Source organism: Patescibacteria group bacterium (assembly GCA_041665345.1).
Taxonomy (GTDB): Bacteria; Patescibacteriota; Patescibacteriia; order PEXW01; family PEXW01; genus JBAYJA01.
Window position 1 is genome coordinate 228210 of sequence record JBAYJA010000001.1, and the last position, 16998, is coordinate 245207.

Annotated in this window: 19 protein-coding genes; 11 read left to right on the forward strand and 8 right to left on the reverse strand. The window is 53.3% G+C overall.

Going from position 1 to position 16998, the window contains the following annotated elements; translation table 11 throughout:
- Positions 1-6 precede the first annotated feature (6 nt).
- The 9 genes from WCV85_01160 to WCV85_01200 all read left to right on the forward strand — a co-directional run bounded on the left by WCV85_01160 (position 7) and on the right by WCV85_01200 (position 10111).
- Positions 7-594, forward strand: a complete 588-nt coding sequence (locus WCV85_01160) for a hypothetical protein (protein ID MFA6473461.1) — start codon at positions 7-9, stop codon at positions 592-594.
- Between the two features lie 12 nt (positions 595-606).
- Positions 607-1752 (forward strand): hypothetical protein, encoded by a 1146-nt coding sequence (locus tag WCV85_01165; protein ID MFA6473462.1) that lies wholly within the window; start codon positions 607-609, stop codon positions 1750-1752.
- A gap of 1 nt (position 1753) precedes the next feature.
- A complete protein-coding gene (gene ybeY, locus WCV85_01170) occupies positions 1754-2209 on the forward strand; it encodes an rRNA maturation RNase YbeY (protein MFA6473463.1) in 456 nt (151 codons plus the stop codon).
- Entirely contained in the window at positions 2193-2573 is a 381-nt protein-coding gene (locus WCV85_01175; protein ID MFA6473464.1) for a diacylglycerol kinase family protein, read from the forward strand. The genes ybeY and WCV85_01175 overlap by 17 nt, the downstream gene beginning before the upstream one ends.
- A gap of 32 nt (positions 2574-2605) precedes the next feature.
- Complete coding sequence (gene ftsA / locus WCV85_01180; protein MFA6473465.1) at positions 2606-3844, forward strand: cell division protein FtsA; 1239 nt, start codon at positions 2606-2608, stop codon at positions 3842-3844.
- A gap of 9 nt (positions 3845-3853) precedes the next feature.
- Positions 3854-5038, forward strand: coding sequence for a cell division protein FtsZ (gene ftsZ, locus WCV85_01185; GenBank protein ID MFA6473466.1), 1185 nt, complete (start codon positions 3854-3856; stop codon positions 5036-5038).
- Positions 5039-5510: 472 nt separating this feature from the next.
- Positions 5511-6032: a transcriptional regulator NrdR gene (gene nrdR / locus WCV85_01190; GenBank protein MFA6473467.1), complete on the forward strand. Its 522-nt coding sequence runs from the start codon at positions 5511-5513 to the stop codon at positions 6030-6032.
- A 36-nt stretch (positions 6033-6068) separates the two neighbouring features.
- Positions 6069-9575 (forward strand): vitamin B12-dependent ribonucleotide reductase, encoded by a 3507-nt coding sequence (locus tag WCV85_01195; GenBank protein ID MFA6473468.1) that lies wholly within the window; start codon positions 6069-6071, stop codon positions 9573-9575.
- A 146-nt stretch (positions 9576-9721) separates the two neighbouring features.
- A complete protein-coding gene (locus WCV85_01200) occupies positions 9722-10111 on the forward strand; it encodes an endonuclease domain-containing protein (protein ID MFA6473469.1) in 390 nt (129 codons plus the stop codon).
- 27 nt (positions 10112-10138) lie between these two features.
- Here the strand turns inward: WCV85_01200 and WCV85_01205 are convergent, their stop codons facing one another.
- The 8 genes from WCV85_01205 to WCV85_01240 form a co-directional block, all read right to left on the reverse strand.
- Positions 10139-10738 (reverse strand): hypothetical protein, encoded by a 600-nt coding sequence (locus WCV85_01205; GenBank protein ID MFA6473470.1) that lies wholly within the window; start codon positions 10736-10738, stop codon positions 10139-10141.
- Positions 10739-10856: 118 nt separating this feature from the next.
- Positions 10857-11132 carry a hypothetical protein gene (locus WCV85_01210; GenBank protein ID MFA6473471.1) on the reverse strand — a complete coding sequence of 92 codons (276 nt, stop codon included), beginning with the start codon at positions 11130-11132 and terminating at the stop codon, positions 10857-10859.
- Between the two features lie 799 nt (positions 11133-11931).
- Positions 11932-12555, reverse strand: a complete 624-nt coding sequence (locus WCV85_01215; protein MFA6473472.1) for a hypothetical protein — start codon at positions 12553-12555, stop codon at positions 11932-11934.
- Positions 12556-12561: 6 nt separating this feature from the next.
- Positions 12562-13227, reverse strand: a complete 666-nt coding sequence (locus tag WCV85_01220) for a class I SAM-dependent methyltransferase (GenBank protein ID MFA6473473.1) — start codon at positions 13225-13227, stop codon at positions 12562-12564.
- 128 nt (positions 13228-13355) lie between these two features.
- Entirely contained in the window at positions 13356-13676 is a 321-nt protein-coding gene (locus WCV85_01225; protein ID MFA6473474.1) for a hypothetical protein, read from the reverse strand.
- Between the two features lie 464 nt (positions 13677-14140).
- Positions 14141-14644, reverse strand: coding sequence for a hypothetical protein (locus tag WCV85_01230; protein ID MFA6473475.1), 504 nt, complete (start codon positions 14642-14644; stop codon positions 14141-14143).
- 113 nt (positions 14645-14757) lie between these two features.
- Positions 14758-15249 (reverse strand): hypothetical protein, encoded by a 492-nt coding sequence (locus WCV85_01235; protein ID MFA6473476.1) that lies wholly within the window; start codon positions 15247-15249, stop codon positions 14758-14760.
- Positions 15250-15367: 118 nt separating this feature from the next.
- Complete coding sequence (locus tag WCV85_01240) at positions 15368-15643, reverse strand: hypothetical protein (GenBank protein ID MFA6473477.1); 276 nt, start codon at positions 15641-15643, stop codon at positions 15368-15370.
- Between the two features lie 135 nt (positions 15644-15778).
- Between WCV85_01240 and WCV85_01245 the strand changes: the two genes are divergently transcribed.
- Both WCV85_01245 and WCV85_01250 read left to right on the forward strand, forming a co-directional pair.
- Complete coding sequence (locus tag WCV85_01245; GenBank protein ID MFA6473478.1) at positions 15779-16282, forward strand: hypothetical protein; 504 nt, start codon at positions 15779-15781, stop codon at positions 16280-16282.
- A 115-nt stretch (positions 16283-16397) separates the two neighbouring features.
- Positions 16398-16952, forward strand: a complete 555-nt coding sequence (locus WCV85_01250) for a phosphatidylglycerophosphatase A (protein MFA6473479.1) — start codon at positions 16398-16400, stop codon at positions 16950-16952.
- The last annotated feature ends 46 nt before the right edge of the window (positions 16953-16998 follow it).

Genomic DNA, 16998 nt, shown 5'->3' on the forward strand with positions numbered 1-16998 from the left:
ATCACCATGGCAAAGATTCCTGAAGACATTTTCCAAAACGTTGACCAGCAACCTGCGGGTGGACCTCGTCCAGCAGTTCCTGTGCAGCCGAAGCCAGCAGCACCAGTTTTTCCTGCAGCACTTGCGCCCCAGCAAAAGTCACGGCGCTGGGTGCTCCTGTCACTCGTTGCTTTGGTGCTCGTCCTTGGGCTGGGCGTGGTGGCCATTACCCTGCAACGGAAGAACCAAAATCCTACTACGAATGTAGCTGGTTTGGCGCAAGTGAACACGAATGCAAGCCAAACCACCTCAGTTGGGGGTACCCCCAAAAATTTGACGGTACCTGAGACGGCTCCTGATGCAGACAAGGATGGGCTTACGGATGCGGACGAGCAAGCTGCCGGGACAGACGCGAAGAAAGTGGATACCGATAGCGATCAACTCTCGGATTTTGATGAAGTGCAAGTGTACAAAACCGATCCGCGAAAACCAGACACAGACGGGGATGCGAACCCAGATGGCGTGGAGGTAAAAAAAGGGTATAATCCAAAAGGCGCCGGTTTCCTACGGGATTTCCAAGGCGCGAAAAATTCTCTCACCAATACCAATTCTTAAACCCAGAAAACTATGTTTGAATCAATCACACCCGCAGCACAACCCACACCAGACGTACCTCGCGCCCCAGCACCTCCCAGCACACCTCTGGAGATTCACACCATGCCCGAACGTTTCCTGGGTGGCGGGGCGCCAGGGAAGGGTTTACCCATGGGCGCGCCCAAGCCCAAGGGTTCTGGCCGTGGCTTGATTATTGCCATTAGCATCATTGTGGTGGTTGGCCTGGGTGTTGTGGCAGCACTGTTCTTCACGGATATCTTCAACAAGAATGCGGCCAATACGAATAATACAAATTTGGTTACAAACACTGCAAATACCAATGCGAACTCGAACAGCAATGCCAATACGAACGCCAACGGCAATGCAAACCTGAACAGCAACGCAAATACGAATAGTAACCAAAATGGAAACTTGAACAGTAATGGCAACGTCAATACGAATGTGAATGCACCAACCAACCAAAATGTGAACAGCGATCCGCAGGCAAAATCCAGTGCAGATGCAGATAAAGATGAATTGACGAATGCAGAAGAGAGCATCTTTGGCACGAATCCCAGCTCCTCGGACTCCGATGGTGATAGCTTCTTGGATGGAAAAGAATTGAAATTAGGCTACTACCCACTCGGCGCTGGCAAGTTGGTGGCATCCTCACTCGTAAGCACATTCACAAACGCGCTCTACGGGAGTTCTGTGCTCTACCCGCGGCAGTGGGTAACGGTTGCCCGCAGCAGTACCGAGCAAATTTTCACCAATCCAACGGGTGATGAGAACATCACCTTGGCGGTGTATGACAATCCTGCCCGTCTTACTGCGAAGCAGTGGTACATGCAGCAAACCGGCTCGGTGGTAGACGCCACTGGTCTGGTGGATGTGGCCTCCTGGGATACGCTCAGCACCGGAGTGATTAGCCCAAATGGTTTAGTGTACTACTTTGCCAACGCAGGTCAGCTCTACGTGATTTCCCTGAATTACGGTCTGAAGCCCACGGTTGATTCCCGTGCGACCTTTGAGATGCTGGCTCGGAGTTTGACCGTGGATCCCACGAAGGTGAATGTGAACACGAATACGGTAAATGCAAATGCCAACACGAATAGTGTGGGGAACACGAATACCGCCGGGAATACCAACGGGAACAGTAATACCAACAGCAGCACCTAGCATGGAGTTCCGCGTGGTCAATCTGAGTGGCCAACGGCTGCTCCAACCACGCTGCAACGGTGTGCGCGTGACCTGGAAAGCGCTTTTCCACAAGACCCAAGGCATCCAAGGCGCCTGGTCAGGGATCAGTGTGGCCTTGGTGGTGTGCACCGGCCAAAAAATGGCCAGGCTCAATAAGCAGTACCGTGGGAAGCCAACGGCAACGGACGTTTTGGCCTTTCCGGATTCCACGGTGGATTCTGCCGGTAACGTGCGGAAGGGGAGTGGTGATATCTGCATATGTCCAACCGCCTTGCGACGCCGAAACCCGAAAGCAAATCTCGCTGAACTCCTTGCTCACCGGTTTGTGCACTCCCTCCTCCATCTCCATGGGTTTCTCCACGAAAGCGATGCTGCCGCCGCACGGATGGAAGCGCGCACCCAACTGATTTTACACGCATATGGTCGCCATCACTAGCCAGAGTATGAAGAACAGCGTGCGCTACGCCCGACGGGGGATAGTCCATGCCTATAAAACCCAGCAGAGCCTCCGCGTCCAAGTGGTTACGGCAGCCGTGGTCATTATTGGCATGCTGGTTTTACGCGTTTCTACGCGCGATGCAGTCATTCTGATTTTTCTCATTGCCGCTGTCCTTACCTTAGAGCTCATCAATACCGTGGTTGAGCACCTCACCGACATGGTCAGCCCACGTCTGCAGGCAGCTGCGCAGGTCGTCAAAGACACAATGGCTGGCGCAGTCCTCCTCGTTTCCCTGGTGGCCGCGGTCGTGGGAATCATTGTCCTGTGGCCATACCTTAGCCACGCCCTGAGCTTGTCCTAGGGGCTCTTTTCTTGTATACTAGGCGCAACCCTATGCCCCATGCACCCACCCTTGTCGGACTCGATCTCGGGTCCACGACTGTCCGTGTCGTGGTCGGCTCCGTTTTGGAAGCTGGCCAAGGTATTCAGGTACTTGGGGTAGGTGAGCATGTGGCCGACGGTATTAGTAAGGGCGCAATCACCAGTATTGAGGATGCCATTTCTTCTATTTCCGGCGCGCTAGAGCAGGCTGAGCGTATGACTGGCATTCCCATAACCCACGCCTACGTTGGTATCAACGGGACGCACATCACCAGCCAGGAAGCGCATGGGGTTGTTGCGGTAGCGAAGGCTGATGGCGAAATTAAAGAAGCAGATGTGGAGCGGGTGATTGAAGCCGCGCAAACTATGGCAGTTCCTTCGAATACGGAAATATTGCACGTCATTCCACGCACGTTCACCGTGGATAATCAAAAAGGGGTAAAAGACCCCATTGGCATGTCTGGGATTCGCTTGGAGGTGGACGCGCAGATTATTCAAGGCCTGCAAGCGCAAGTGAAGAACTTGACGAAGTGCATTTACCGCACTGGGGTGGAAATTGATGATATGGTGATGGGCGTTCTCGCGGCATCTGAAGCTGTTCTGACGAAGCGCCAGAAGGAAATTGGGGTGTGCTTGGTGAACCTCGGTGCTTCCACCACCAGCGTCATTGTCTTTGAGGAGGGCGATGTTTTGCACACGGCAATACTCCCCGTGGGTGCTGGGCACGTGACGAATGACATTGCTATTGGCCTGCGAACCTCCATTGATGTGGCTGAGCAGGTGAAACTGGAATACGGGACGGCTACTCCAGAAGAAGTGAGTAAGCGTGATGAAATAAATCTCGCAGAAGTGGATAGCAAAGAAACAGGCGTTGTGTCCCGCAAGCACGTGGCAGAGATCATTGAGGCGCGAACCTCAGAAATTTTCAGCATGGTAGAGAAAGAATTGCAGAAGGTTGATCGCTCTGGGTTGCTTCCAGCCGGGATTGTACTGGTGGGTGGAGGCGCAAAACTATTGGGTATTGTGGACATTGCAAAACGGGAGTTTCGCTTGCCAGCCGCCGTCGGCACCCCGTTGAATCTCATGACGGCTATTGATAAAGTGCAAGACCCGCAGTACGCTGCAGCGGTAGGGTTGGTTGCTTGGGGAGCTGCGCTCAACCAATCGTCAGGCAACCATTCATCGAAGTTCTCCACGGTCAATGATGTCATTGGGAAGCTCCGTGGTTGGGTGAAGCACCTCACCTCCTAACCTTTGCGTATGGCCAGAAGCGCTATGGAAATTAAACCGGATATCGAAACCTTCGCCAAAATTAAAGTGGTGGGCGTGGGTGGTTCTGGCGGATCCGCCGTTGACCGCATGATTGCCTCCAAGATTCGGGGGGTGGAATTTTTGGTCGTGAACACCGATGCACAGGCGCTCCACCACTCGAAGGCGCAGACCAAAATTCACATTGGGAAAACGGTCACCCGGGGCTTAGGCGCCGGTATGGATCCAGAGCTTGGCCGGAAGGCTGCCGAAGAGAGCCAGGACGAGCTCCACGATGCGTTGAAGGGCGCAGATATGGTTTTCATCACCTGCGGCCTGGGTGGCGGCACTGGCACGGGCGCCTCACCGGTTGTTGCAGAAATTGCGCAGGACGTGGGAGCGCTTACCGTTGCCGTCGTCACCAAGCCGTTTGCTTTTGAAGGTGCGCAGCGGAAAGACATTGGCGAATCTGGCTTGCAAGAGTTGAGCGATCGGGTTGATACTCTCATTACCATCCCGAATGACCGGCTTCTGCAAATCATCGACAAGAAAACTTCGCTCCTCGACGCATTTGGCACGGTTGATGACGTCCTTCGTCAAGGTGTCCAGGGGATTTCTGAGCTCATCACCATTCCTGGACTTATTAATGTGGACTTTGCAGACGTCAAATCCATCATGGAAGATGCGGGATCCGCGCTCATGGGTATTGGGAAAGGGAGTGGGGATAATCGAGCTGTTGATGCGGCAAAAGCGGCCATTGATAGTCCTTTGCTGGAGCTCAGTATTGACGGAGCCAAGGGTATTCTCTTCACGGTCACGGGTGGGTCTGACCTGAGCATGTTTGAGGTGAACGAAGCTGCCCGGATTATCACTGCCTCCATTGATCCAAATGCGAAAGTCATCTTTGGTACGGTGATTGACGAAGCCTTGAAAGGTGAAGTCCGCATTACCGTCATTGCCACAGGTTTTGGGAAGGGCGCGACGCCCCGGCCAATGGGAAAAAAGATTACCCCCCAGGGTCTCACCCCCATGGAACCATCTCCCAGAACGACGCCCCGGCCCGCACCTGAGCCAGTGAAACCCACACCGCCACCAGCACGGCCAACCCCCCGACCAATGCCCGAACCAGCCACGCCACCCAAGGCGGCGGAAGAGGATCTGGAAATCCCCGCGTTTATTCGCCGGAAAATGATGTAAGTCAGGGTGTGCGGCAGGAGGAGCACGCTATCCACAGGCAACCAGGTGTGTCGTCATCTTCTTCCTAATGCGACACACGTAAAGTTCAATACGTACTAGCAATTTCACCCCACGTTCGTCAGAGTAGGGGAGATTTGCTTTTTCCCATATCTAGTGGTATACTACCCATTGGAACCACTACATGTAGTATTTCTTAGGAAAAGCAGAAAAGAAGCGTAGCGATCGAAAGCCGCGTGATCGCCTCGGAGCTTGTCCCGTGTCAGCTTCTTTCACAAAACCCACACCCACCCCAACACCAGGGTATAGCAACCTTGCCCGTTGCCGGCCGTTCGCGTGGAAAGCACCTCGCAACACGTCCAGAGCAGCAGGCTATGGTTTCTGGTCGCTTGCCAGCTTGGCGAAGTCGGGCTTTCTCCTGTACGATGGAGAACCCCGCCACTGTTGGCGACCCTGGAATACTCCGCGTTGTGCTATGAAATGCCCTGCCTGCCATAAGTTGGATACGCGCGTTATGGACTCCCGCCTCATTGAAGACGGGCTGGCCATTCGGCGACGCCGGGAATGCCCGCGGTGCAGCTTCCGCTTCTCCACGGTGGAGGAAACGGAAATTTTGAACCTCAGCGTCATCAAGCGGGACGGCCGGCACGAGCCGTATAGCCGGGAAAAGCTAGAAGTGGGGATTCGGCGGTCATTCCAGAAGCTGCCCCAGACCCAGGATGAGTTCAAGCGGCTCATCAACCAGATTGAACGGGACATCCAAACCTCGGGTCGTACGGAAATCAAGAGTTCAGCCATTGGAGAAATTGTCATGAAGCACCTGAAGCGGGCCAGCCACGTGGCCTACATCCGCTTCGCCTCGGTCTACCGCTCCTTCACCGACGTGGCTACCTTCCAAGACGAACTGAACGGTTTACTGCGGCCAGTGCGGCAGCGAAAACTTCCAACCCGCAGTGGGTCTCGCCGCCGAACAGTCGTGCGTCGAAATCGAAAATAATTTGCAAACCCCTCGTTCCCTAATTGACGCGTTCCCATGCCTAACGCCGCCACCCTCACGCACACCTCCACTCAGACTGCAGCACCTGCTCTGCCGCCAGTGCGGTATAGTCCAACAGGTTTGCGGGTGAAGCGGCGGAACACCACCCCCGGGGTCAACCCGTTGGACCAGGTGGCGTATGAGAAGCGGACTTCAGTCATCAAAAATCCTGATGGCCGGATTGTGCATGAGATAACTGACGTGGAAGTGCCTAAAGGCTGGTCCCAAGTGGCCACCGATATTTTGGCGCAGAAGTACTTTCGCAAAGCCGGGGTACCGCAGCTGGATGCGGAAGGAAATCCGGTGCTGGATAGTCAGGGCAACCCCGTGCTGGGGTCAGAGCGAAGTGCGCGGCAGGTCGTGCACCGTTTGGCACACTGCTGGCGCTGGTGGGGTGAGCGCTACGGCTACTTTGCCTCCGCCGAAGATGCGCAGGCCTACGAAGACGAAATGGCCTTCATTCTCATTAACCAGTTTGGCGCGCCCAATTCCCCCCAGTGGTTCAACACCGGTCTGGCGACGGTCTACGGCATTACCAGCTCCCCCCAGGGGCACTACTACGTGGTGCCAGAAACCGGCGAGCTCCGGAAGTCCGAAGACGCCTACACCCACCCCCAGCCGCACGCCTGCTTCATCCAGAGTGTGAAAGATGACCTGGTGAACGAAGGTGGGATTTTTGACCTGATTACCCGCGAAGCGCGGCTTTTCAAGTACGGTTCGGGCACGGGCAGCAACTTCTCCACCCTCCGCGGCAAAGGCGAACGCCTGGGCGGCGGCGGCCAGTCCTCGGGCATGATGTCCTTCCTGAAGATTTTTGACCGGGCAGCCGGAGCCATCAAGAGCGGTGGTACCACGCGTCGGGCAGCCAAGATGGTTATCGTCAACGTGGACCACCCAGACGTGGAAGAGTTCATTACCTGGAAAGTCCAGGAAGAGCAGAAGGTGGCAGACCTGGTCACGGGTAGCAAAATTAACGCCAAGGCGCTGAATGAGATTATGCGCGTGGCGCACGAAGCCGGCACCACCAACGTGCAGCAGTCGCCGGAGCTGAAGCGGGTCATCAAAGACGCGGCACGGTCCAATGTTCCCCTCAACTACGTGGCGCGGGTATTGGATTTGGTTCGCCAAGGTCGGACCAGCATTGACTTCCCGGTGTTTGACACGCACTTCGAAGGCGAAGCGTACACTACCGTCTCTGGGCAGAACAGCAACAACACCGTGCGCGTGACCAATGCGTACATGGATGCGGTGCGCGTGAATGCTCCCTGGAACCTCACCAACCGCACCACCGGGGAAGTGGTTCGCACCGTTCCCGCCCGGGACCTGTGGGATCAAATTTCCTACGCTGCTTGGGCGTGCGCGGATCCGGGCTTGCAGTTTGACACCACGGTGAACGAGTGGCACACCTGCCCGGCTGATGGCCGCATTAACGGTTCCAACCCGTGCAGCGAGTACATGTTCATGGATGACACGGCCTGCAACCTGGCTTCCCTCAACCTGGCCAAGTACCTGGACGCGGAAACCGGCATCTTTGACATTGACGGCTACCGCCACAGCATCCGGCTGTGGACCCTTACCCTGGAACTCTCCGTGCTCATGGCGCAGTTCCCCGGCGCGGAGATTGCCCGCCGCAGCTACGAGTACCGCACCCTGGGCTTGGGCTACGCCAACCTGGGCACAGTCCTGATGACCATGGGCATTCCCTACGACTCCGACGAAGGCCGCGCCATTGCCGGTGCCCTCACTGCTGTCATGACCGGGGAATCCTACGCGGCTTCAGCTGAAGTTGCCAGTGTGGTGGGCTCCTTCCCCGCCTACGAGCGCAACAAGCGGCACATGCTCCGCGTCATCCGCAACCACCGCCGCGCCGCGTACAATGCGCCGGCAGATGAGTACGAAGGCCTCTCCATTCTCCCCATGGGCATTGCGGGCGACGTTTGTCCACCCTACCTCCTGGACGCAGCCAAGCACGCCTGGGACCGCGCCATCACCCTGGGTGAGCAGCATGGCTACCGCAACGCGCAGACCACAGTCATTGCCCCCACCGGCACCATTGGCCTGGTCATGGACTGTGACACCACGGGCATTGAGCCAGACTTCGCCATTGTGAAATTCAAGAAGTTGGCCGGCGGCGGGTTCTTCAAAATCGTCAACCAATCTTTGGACAAAGCCTTGAAGCACTTGGGTTACACCCCAACGCAGGTGCAGGAAATTGAAGCCTACGCCAAAGGTCACGGCACCCTGGTGGGCTGCCCCACCATCAACCCCGCGGTGCTCCGAGACAAAGGCTTCACCGACGCTGACCTGCAGAAAATTGAAGCCAGCCTCTCCACGGCTTTTGACCTCCGTTTCGCCTTCACTCCCTTCACTTTGGGTGAGGACATGCTCAAGCGCATTGGCATGACGGACGGGCAAGTGGCAGACCGCGAATTGAACGTGCTGAAAGCCCTGGGTTTTACCGATGCGGAAGTGGAAGAAGCGAATGCGTACGTCTGCGGCACCATGACCATTGAAGGCGCGCCCCACCTGAAGCCAGAGCACTACGCGGTCTTTGACTGCGCCAACAAGTGCGGCACCAAAGGCAAGCGCTACATTCACTACGACGCGCACCTGCAGATGATGGCCGCAGCCCAGCCCTTCATCTCTGGCGCCATTTCCAAAACCATCAACATGCCCAACGATGCCACGTTGGTGGACATTGCTACGGCCTACGACAAGAGCTGGAAACTCATGCTGAAAGCCGTTGCCCTGTACCGGGATGGTTCCAAACTTTCCCAACCGCTGAACTCCACCTCAGGTCTGGACGAGCTTGCCCAGGCAGACACCGAGGAAGATGAAGTGAACGAGCAAGTGACGCCCCAGCAGGTCTCGGACGCCGTGGCTGCCCAGGCCGTGCGTTCCGCCTTGCCCAACAAGCGCCGGGGCTTTGTGCAGAAGGCGTACGTGGGCGGGCACAAGGTCTACCTCCGCACGGGTGAGTACCCCGACGGGAAGTTGGGTGAGATCTTCATTGACATGTACAAAGAGGGGACGGCGTACCGCAGCTTGCTTTCCATGTTCGCCATTTCCATTTCCAAAGGGTTGCAGTACGGCATTCCCTTGGAAGACTACGTGGATACGTACACCTACACAAGATTTGAACCCGCGGGCTCGGTGCAGGGGCACTCCAACGTGAAGATGTCCACCTCCATTCTGGACTACGTCTTCCGCGTGTTGGGCTACGAGTACCTGGGCCGCAATGACCTGGTGCACGTAAAGCCCGAGGTGAAGGAAGTGGAAGGGAAGACCGCCACCCAGGCCAGCCTGCCCATGGAGATTGCCAAGACCACCAGCAATAGCCACGCCATGAAGCAGACCGTCAGCTTTGGCATGGAAGCCAAGGACGAAGCTCGGCAGCAGGGTTTCACCGGTGACCAGTGCGGCGCCTGCGGCAGCATGAAGATGAAGCGCAACGGCACCTGCATATTATGTCTCGACTGTGGTGAGACGACAGGGTGTAGTTAAACAAACTTCACCTCCCCCAACCCCCTCCTTCGTAAGGAGGGGGTTTTGAGATGTGTGTACCACCCGCCCCTTGCGAAGGGGCCGTCTGCGGCGGGCGCGACCCATTGGAAGCACCCCGGACGGGGAGGGTGGGGTAGAATGTTTGTATGACCGAGATTTTCAACAAGCGAGAAGAGAAGGAGAAACGGAGGAGGCTCCGCAGTGACATGCCACGGGCTGAAGGGATGCTTTGGGAGCAACTTCGGGGGAAACGCCTTGGGGAGCATCGATTTCGTCGGCAGGTAAGTATTGGGAAGTATGTCGTAGATTTTTACTGCCCACGTCTCCGGCTAGTTGTTGAGGTTGATGGCGAGTCACATTTTCAGGAAGGTGCACGTGAGTACGATTGGGAAAGGCAGCAGATAATTGAGAATCTGGGGTTACATTTTATTCGCGTAACGAACACGGATGTTTACAGTAATCTCCAAGGAGTTGTTGATGAGATTCTTCATGAGATGAAGCGAATCGAGAATAGAAGAATTTCTTTCCCGAAATAAAAAAGAGCAACCCGGGTGAGGTTGCTCTTAAAGAGATTTTTTGGGGTGACGCTGGGCAAGGAGTCCAACGCCGCCATGAAGGATGAAACAGAGTATGGGGTAGGCGAGTTGGTACAGACCGTCATCAGGCCGGGGATCATGCTCCCATTGGAGGAAGATTGCTATCAGGCTCACCAGGTAGGCAATGCTCCACAAGTACCAGGGGAAGACCCGAGTTTCGGTTTTTGGATCTCGCCACACACCGCGGTAGGTGGGGTAGAAAGACAACGCGATAGGAATTTGCACTAAAAGGTTTGCCATCTTTGCGTCGTGGAACAAAAGCCACAGCAGACCAATGAGCGAGCCCAGGAGCAAGATTACTTTTTCCAACTGGTCCAGGGGTCTAAACTTACCCAGCCGTAATGCCACTACAAATACGTATATGTTCGCCAAGCTGCTGGCAATCGGTAACGCACTTTTAATTATGTCTGAAGTGCTGGTGAGGTAGGTTGCACAGTTCAGCGTGGTAAGAATGACCCAGAGCATCCAGGTGGCGGGGTTTGGCGTGGCCATTCCTTTGCCCATATTCCGTTTGTAAAGGAGAAAAGCCGCGACGTGCATTGACGCGGCAATTACTGCAAACGTCATTGCAAGCACAGGTATCCTTTCTGTTTGCGTTTTTGTTAGTCAGCAAGAATAGCAAGAATGTTGGTTTTGTCAACCGAGAAAAGAAAAAGAGCAACCTAGGTGAGGTTGCTCGTAGTGATCAGTTTTTTAAGTTCTGCTGGGGTGTGGTCTCTCTCCACAAAACTCGATCTTCATACATGAAGAACAGTGCAACCAGACCTCCGAGAACTACGGCGACGGTTGTGAATGTACTTCGGAGATCATGCACTGCGACGCTACCGTTAGTCATTGCGCTCAGGCCTAGGAGGAGCGCACAAATGAGTCCGCTGCCAACAATGCCAAAGAGCACGCTCGCAAATCCGCTAATCAAAATGGAAATGTACAGGTTGCCCAAGAATTCAACGAAACGATTCATTATTCCTCCAATTTTTTGTTTTCTTGTAGTCAGTGAATCTAGCAAGAAGTTATTTTCTTGTCAATTGCCAAACCAGAAAAAAAGAGCAGCCTGGGTGAGGTTGCTCTATGAAGAAATTTGGATTTTAGACCACGATTTCGTTTTTGCAATTGGAATTGACCCAGAGTAATTTTCCGTTTCCGTCACGGATACAGCGTAAGTAGCGGTATCCCCAGCAGAAGGTTTTCCTATCAGCAGTAAAATCAATTCCCCCCATATTCTGCTGCACCTTTCCAGAATGTACACGGGCTACTGACTTATTCAGCTCAACGTTCGCTGGGATATGGCTCGTGGGAGAACCAGGCACGAATTCAATGGAGTATGATCCTGTATGGGACCAGAGACCAGTTGGATTTACAAACGTCACATTTCCTCCCTGTCATTGGGTTAATACTGTTTGTTTGAATGAGCCTAGCAAAGAGTGAGAAGGTGTGTCAAATTCATGAGTAGAAAAAGAGCAACCCGGGTGAGTTGCTCTTAAGAAATTTTCCGCGAATCTACGAAATCTCGTATATAAGACCGCACTTGTCACATTGAGACACTTCGATAGCCCCTTCATGCGTTTGCATCGCCGATTGTTGCGGAGGGTGAACCTTAACCCAATTTCGCTCTTGAATAATAGTGCCGCCGCATGCAGTTGGCTTGCCATTCTCCATTCGGAGTACAGTGCATTTTTTTTCCATATTTCTCAACCTTTCTTTTGGGTTTCAAAGGAATTTACCAAAATGTAATTCTTGTGTCAAGGGTAGAAAAAACCGCTTCAGAGGGAAGCGGTTTGCGTTAGAGCATTCTTTGGTTTTTTGATGAAGATCACCAGGGTGGCAATGCTATTGAAGAGCACGCCCAGGCCTGGGTAGAGGAGAGCCAGGAATTGGCCATCCCAGCGGAGCAGGACAATGCAGAATGTCAGTGCATGGCAGACGGTCCAGAGTACCCACGGTAGGGGACGTTCGGTGTGCTTTCCACCCCACACACTACTCACCATCGTGAAGAAGGAAATGGCAATTGCCATTTGGATGAACACATTGCCGTACCAGGCATTGCCAGAGAACACCCAGCAGAGAATTGCACCAACCGCAATGCAAATAGCAATTTTATCGCGCTTCGTGACCTGGCGCATTCGGCCTTTCCACAGACAGTAGCTGAACATCAGCGTGCAGTTAAAGGTGGAGACGACGCTGTTAATGGCCTTCACCCAATCGTGCGTGCCGGTTTGGTAGGTGAGTAAATTCACCACGGTTACCACAAACCAAATGGCCCAGGCTGCCGGGTTGGGGGTAATCCCACCTCGTCGGTCTTGGTAAAAGTAGAAACCTATTGCAGTAAGGTTTACCAGAATGAGTACACCACCAAGGAGCAAGCTTAGACTTCGATGTTCTTCCATATAAACCTACTTCCTCCAGAACTTCGCCATGTAGGCAAAATCGCATAGCGGGGTAAGGGTGACGTGCATGTGCACTTCCCGAGCCAGCTGTTCGATCATGAGTTTACTATAGGAAAGGGAGAACATACCATCGTCACTCACGATTGCTCCTTGCAGCCGGTCATGCCGCGCATTCTTCCAGCCTTCCTCGGTGTACATTTGCACGCGCTTGGCAATTGCCCGGAGCGTGGGTGGATAGAAGTCAGCGTAGACAACCGGCGCCACACGTTGCATTTCTCGCAGTGCACCAATGTGGTCGTCCAGCGTTCCTAGGGTACCCATATTCATCACCACAGCGTCAAAGGTATTTTTGGCAAAGGGCAGCTGCATCACATCGCCCTGCAGGAAGTGGACATTTTGCAATCCCCGCTGCAGCAGATATTCTGTCGCCCGCGCAACCAGGATCGGGTGCAGTTCAATGCCCACTACTTTCTGGTTGTACGCCGAGAGTGTAAACGCGTCATGCCCCAACCCTGCGCCGGCAACCAGTACTCGTTGGCCTTGAATGTACTTTGCAAAGAATGCATTTTCAGCTTCAAAGAATTGTGCACGAATTTGTGATTTTTTAGGATCGTGCGCTGCTTCTAAGCGGGCAATGGCTATCCCACTACTATTCAGGTAATCAAGAGCCATAGCTCCCTCCTTTATGAAATTGTGAAAGATCGGTAATTGGCTACAGTACAATACCCGCGCAGGTTCGTCAATAAGAAAAACCGCCACAGGGGTACTGGGCGGTTCATATGATGATGATTTTGGAATCCTTACGTTTTCGGTTCAACGTGCATTTTAGTGATTGCGCTTTTTACTCGCCGCACCCCGAGAAAGAGGCTGAGGGTGTAAATGACGAATGCAGCGTCGCTCGTTAGTATCTCAAACATGGTCTTCGGGGCACTTTCAAAAAGTCTTTGCATCATGACAAGAACCACCACACTCATGATGGCGGAAATGAAGAATTCCAGAACCATGAGCTGCGCTATCCAAAGTCTTTTCTTTTTCGTCTTCTGGGCTTGCCTCACAAAGAATACTTTTCCTGTGCTAGAAAAGAGCAAGACGCCGAAGAGGAGGAGAATATTCCAGAACATTTTTCCTTCCTTTTTTGGATTTTTCTGTTCTGTGCAACATACCGCGCTTCTATTTGTACGTCAATAGCGGATTGCAAAAACCGCCTAGGATGTACCCAGGCGGCAAGAGTGATGATTTAGTTTTTTGTGACCTGATACGTTGGCTCATGGAGAGCAATGATGCCTTTTAGTCCACCCCCTATGAAACCACAGCCGATTAGCAACAGCTGGAAGTTTGTTGTTGGCGGGACACCATTCGAGAGAAAAATGAGACCCCCGAAGACAAATTCTAAGATGCTAGCCCCGCCAATCGCACATACAATGGGGTATGCAATTTTACAAATCCAGATGCCGCGCGCATTCCCCGAGCGGTATGCCCGCTGCAGGAGGGGCCGAAAACCAAATCTTGCCCAGAGTAGGCTCAAAAGAAAAATTACACTCGTAGAAATGAAAAGTACCATTTTGCTTCTCCTGGTTTACAATATTTATACCAAGCTCAGGCCAAAGTAGTAGTGGTAGGCGTTATCCTCTAATACTATTGGATTTCGTGAGATAGTCTCGAAACCTTTGAACCGCGTAAAACTATTCAGCCGTTCAGCAGGCGTTAGAGTGTTTTGGTAGAACCAATATTCTCCTGTTTCGATTGGCTCAGACGTATCGAGACCGCGGCCACCTTTGAACGTCTTGCTTTGGTATGCGTGCGTCAGGACTCGTTTCAGGAATGGGATTACCTCCGGTGGGTACACACCACCGTAGGCCATCATCCATACTGGAATGTCGTCTTGGAGAATAGTCGTACTCCCCGCACTTTTCCTAGTCCCAGGATTTGCAATAAAAATATCGCGGAGGTACAGTCCGTTCTTTTTGTACTCGTACCCTTTGTACCCCGGCATGCCTGCCACGGGTTGTGCCTGCGTGTTGGGATTGACCCAACCCTGGAGCATGGCCTCAAAGAAGAAGGCCTCAATTTCCTTCATGTCAACGATCATAGAACACCTCACATTTTTGTAGTTTTTTCGTTCCCACAAGTTTATACCACTCAGAGTGTGTGTCAAATGAGAAAAGCCACGTCCGGGGGCGTGGCTTTTGTAGGGTACAAGTTTTAGTCGTCTGACCCGCAGTCGGAGGAATCCGAGCTATCTGATGCGTCATCTGAATCGTTGTTGTCAGTAGAGTCTGATTGCTCTACTGAGTCGCCACGTTCCCGATCAACCTCGTCGTGTTGATTCACGGGTTGATCATCTTGATCCAGTGCTCCAGCGATAGCTCCTAATGTTGTGTCTCCGGTGAGACCGGTGGCCATAGCGGCGGTCAGGCCGTCACCCCCAGCAGCCTCGGCAATGATGGCCGCGGCAAGTGGGTCACTGTTGGGACTTCGGCTATCATTGTGGATGGGGCTGTATGGCTCAGGATCGCGATGCTTCGTAGGTGTTGCCATTCTGTTGGCAAACTTTCCGCTACTCGCTCCAGGGCGAATTGCATGCGCTGGCCAGTTGATACGACCCGTGCCGTGGCAGCTCGGGCAATCTTTTTCCTGTCGCCACAGAAAGCCACAGCGTTTGTAGCCTTTCCCATTACAATTTTGACATTCCATTGGTCTCTCCTCTTTATTCGTGTGCCTTGATTTTTGTTAACAAAAGAGTGTATCTGAAAATGGAAAAAAAGTCAAGCCCAGCACGAAAAACCCCCGCACAGTGCAGGGGGTTGCTGGCTTATAAAACACCTCTCGTCTTTCTACTCAGCCAGTCAAAAGTACGGCACATTCTGCGCCCACCGCCTATGCTCACCCCCAGAACCAGTAGGCTTGCGATGATCAGGAATATGCTTCCCGCAAGATCTCCGGTGGTTTCGGCTCGGGGGACGTAGAATATACAGCCGGTGATTATGCCAAGGCTGCCAATGAACACGAAGAAGCCATTGATGAGCCGTGCAAATGATCGGAATTCTGGTTCGGTATCAAACCTTTGAACGAGCAATGCGGGTGCCATTTTTCCTCCTCTAGTGAAAGTATTTTCTCCATTCTACGTCCTTTGGTAGGCATGTCAACTTGGGCATTGGTCTGTTGACGGTTCCACAGCGTAGCGCTAGGCTTTGAGCAAATTGCTTTTTTCCAAGGAGGAGACATGTTTGGTAGGTGGTTGAGATCCAAAAAAGGGATGCGGGTTGTTGCCGCGGCAGGTGCAGTACCTCAGCCCGAGAAGCTCCCAACGGCGCACGATGAGGTAAAAATCGTGCAACAATCAGAGATGCTACGGATTTATAGTTGTGGGCATCGTGGCAGCAAGGAATACGCTCTGGATATTTACGGTCAGGTAAGTCAGCGCATTACCGACACTTCGGATTGTCCGATGTGCCGAGTAGCGAGAATAAAAAAACACACAATCAGATGCGCTGCTTGCGGGCTGCCTATTTTTCCGGGTGAGGGTGTGGCGCTCTACGCTTTTGACGGTGAACTTTTTGACCGAAACAAATGCACTTTTGTGAAGGAGAGTGTGCTTGGGTGCATGCGTTGGGACTGCTGCCCATCTGGTGCATTCTTCGCGGGCAATTGGTCGGAACAAGGTTTTGTACCGCGCTTTGCGGGGAACAACACCATGGGCGAGCAGTGTGTGCAAGACAATGAGTAGCACCTTTCTACAAGACAGGCACGGAAGTCCGGCCTGTCTTTTTCTATTATATTGACGCCAGAAATGAAGCGCGCTAGGCTTTGAGCAAATTGTTTTTTCAAAGGAGAGTTTATCTATGCGCACATTCTTTGCCGTGCTCATTGCTACTTGGTTTGGCTCAGGATTCATTCCTCGGATTCCCAAGGTTACCACCCGCGGTTTTGCGGGGACGTGGGGTTCGCTGGCAGCACTGCCACTGTGCATTTGTACACTTTGGCTATGTCATCAACTTCCACTTCTCGACGGTTGGATGCTGTACGCCAGCATAGTAGGAAGTGTCATGCTCCTCGGTGCCTGGTCCCTGGAACCCGCCATGGCCTGGCTCAGCGGCTGGCTGGTGCGGCATCGGCAGCGTGACCGGAAAATGTTCCACGACCAGTACGAAGTGGTCATTGATGAGGTCTTTGGGATGCTCATTAGCTGCGCCCCGTTGTACTTCCTCCCGGACGTGCCACTGTGGCTGGGTCTTGGATTGAGCTTCCTCTGCTTCCGGATTTTTGACGGCACCAAGCCCTGGCCAGTGCGGTACTTTGACCAGCAGAAATCACCCCTGAGCATCATTTGGGATGATGGGGTTGCTGGACTTATGGCGGCAGCAGTCGTCACCATAATTTTACAAGTTTTTTTCTAAGCACAACTTACAGGCTGGGGAACCAGCCTGTTTTCATAACCATGAG

Coding starts and splice junctions, on each gene's coding strand:
- WCV85_01160 (MFA6473461.1), top strand. CDS start 7: ATGGCAAAGATTCCTGAAGACATTTTCCAAAACGTTGACCAGCAACCT.
- WCV85_01165 (MFA6473462.1), top strand. CDS start 607: ATGTTTGAATCAATCACACCCGCAGCACAACCCACACCAGACGTACCT.
- ybeY (MFA6473463.1), top strand. CDS start 1,754: ATGGAGTTCCGCGTGGTCAATCTGAGTGGCCAACGGCTGCTCCAACCA.
- WCV85_01175 (MFA6473464.1), top strand. CDS start 2,193: ATGGTCGCCATCACTAGCCAGAGTATGAAGAACAGCGTGCGCTACGCC.
- ftsA (MFA6473465.1), top strand. CDS start 2,606: ATGCCCCATGCACCCACCCTTGTCGGACTCGATCTCGGGTCCACGACT.
- ftsZ (MFA6473466.1), top strand. CDS start 3,854: ATGGCCAGAAGCGCTATGGAAATTAAACCGGATATCGAAACCTTCGCC.
- nrdR (MFA6473467.1), top strand. CDS start 5,511: ATGAAATGCCCTGCCTGCCATAAGTTGGATACGCGCGTTATGGACTCC.
- WCV85_01195 (MFA6473468.1), top strand. CDS start 6,069: ATGCCTAACGCCGCCACCCTCACGCACACCTCCACTCAGACTGCAGCA.
- WCV85_01200 (MFA6473469.1), top strand. CDS start 9,722: ATGACCGAGATTTTCAACAAGCGAGAAGAGAAGGAGAAACGGAGGAGG.
- WCV85_01205 (MFA6473470.1), bottom strand. CDS start 10,738: ATGACGTTTGCAGTAATTGCCGCGTCAATGCACGTCGCGGCTTTTCTC.
- WCV85_01210 (MFA6473471.1), bottom strand. CDS start 11,132: ATGAATCGTTTCGTTGAATTCTTGGGCAACCTGTACATTTCCATTTTG.
- WCV85_01215 (MFA6473472.1), bottom strand. CDS start 12,555: ATGGAAGAACATCGAAGTCTAAGCTTGCTCCTTGGTGGTGTACTCATT.
- WCV85_01220 (MFA6473473.1), bottom strand. CDS start 13,227: ATGGCTCTTGATTACCTGAATAGTAGTGGGATAGCCATTGCCCGCTTA.
- WCV85_01225 (MFA6473474.1), bottom strand. CDS start 13,676: ATGTTCTGGAATATTCTCCTCCTCTTCGGCGTCTTGCTCTTTTCTAGC.
- WCV85_01230 (MFA6473475.1), bottom strand. CDS start 14,644: ATGATCGTTGACATGAAGGAAATTGAGGCCTTCTTCTTTGAGGCCATG.
- WCV85_01235 (MFA6473476.1), bottom strand. CDS start 15,249: ATGGAATGTCAAAATTGTAATGGGAAAGGCTACAAACGCTGTGGCTTT.
- WCV85_01240 (MFA6473477.1), bottom strand. CDS start 15,643: ATGGCACCCGCATTGCTCGTTCAAAGGTTTGATACCGAACCAGAATTC.
- WCV85_01245 (MFA6473478.1), top strand. CDS start 15,779: ATGTTTGGTAGGTGGTTGAGATCCAAAAAAGGGATGCGGGTTGTTGCC.
- WCV85_01250 (MFA6473479.1), top strand. CDS start 16,398: ATGCGCACATTCTTTGCCGTGCTCATTGCTACTTGGTTTGGCTCAGGA.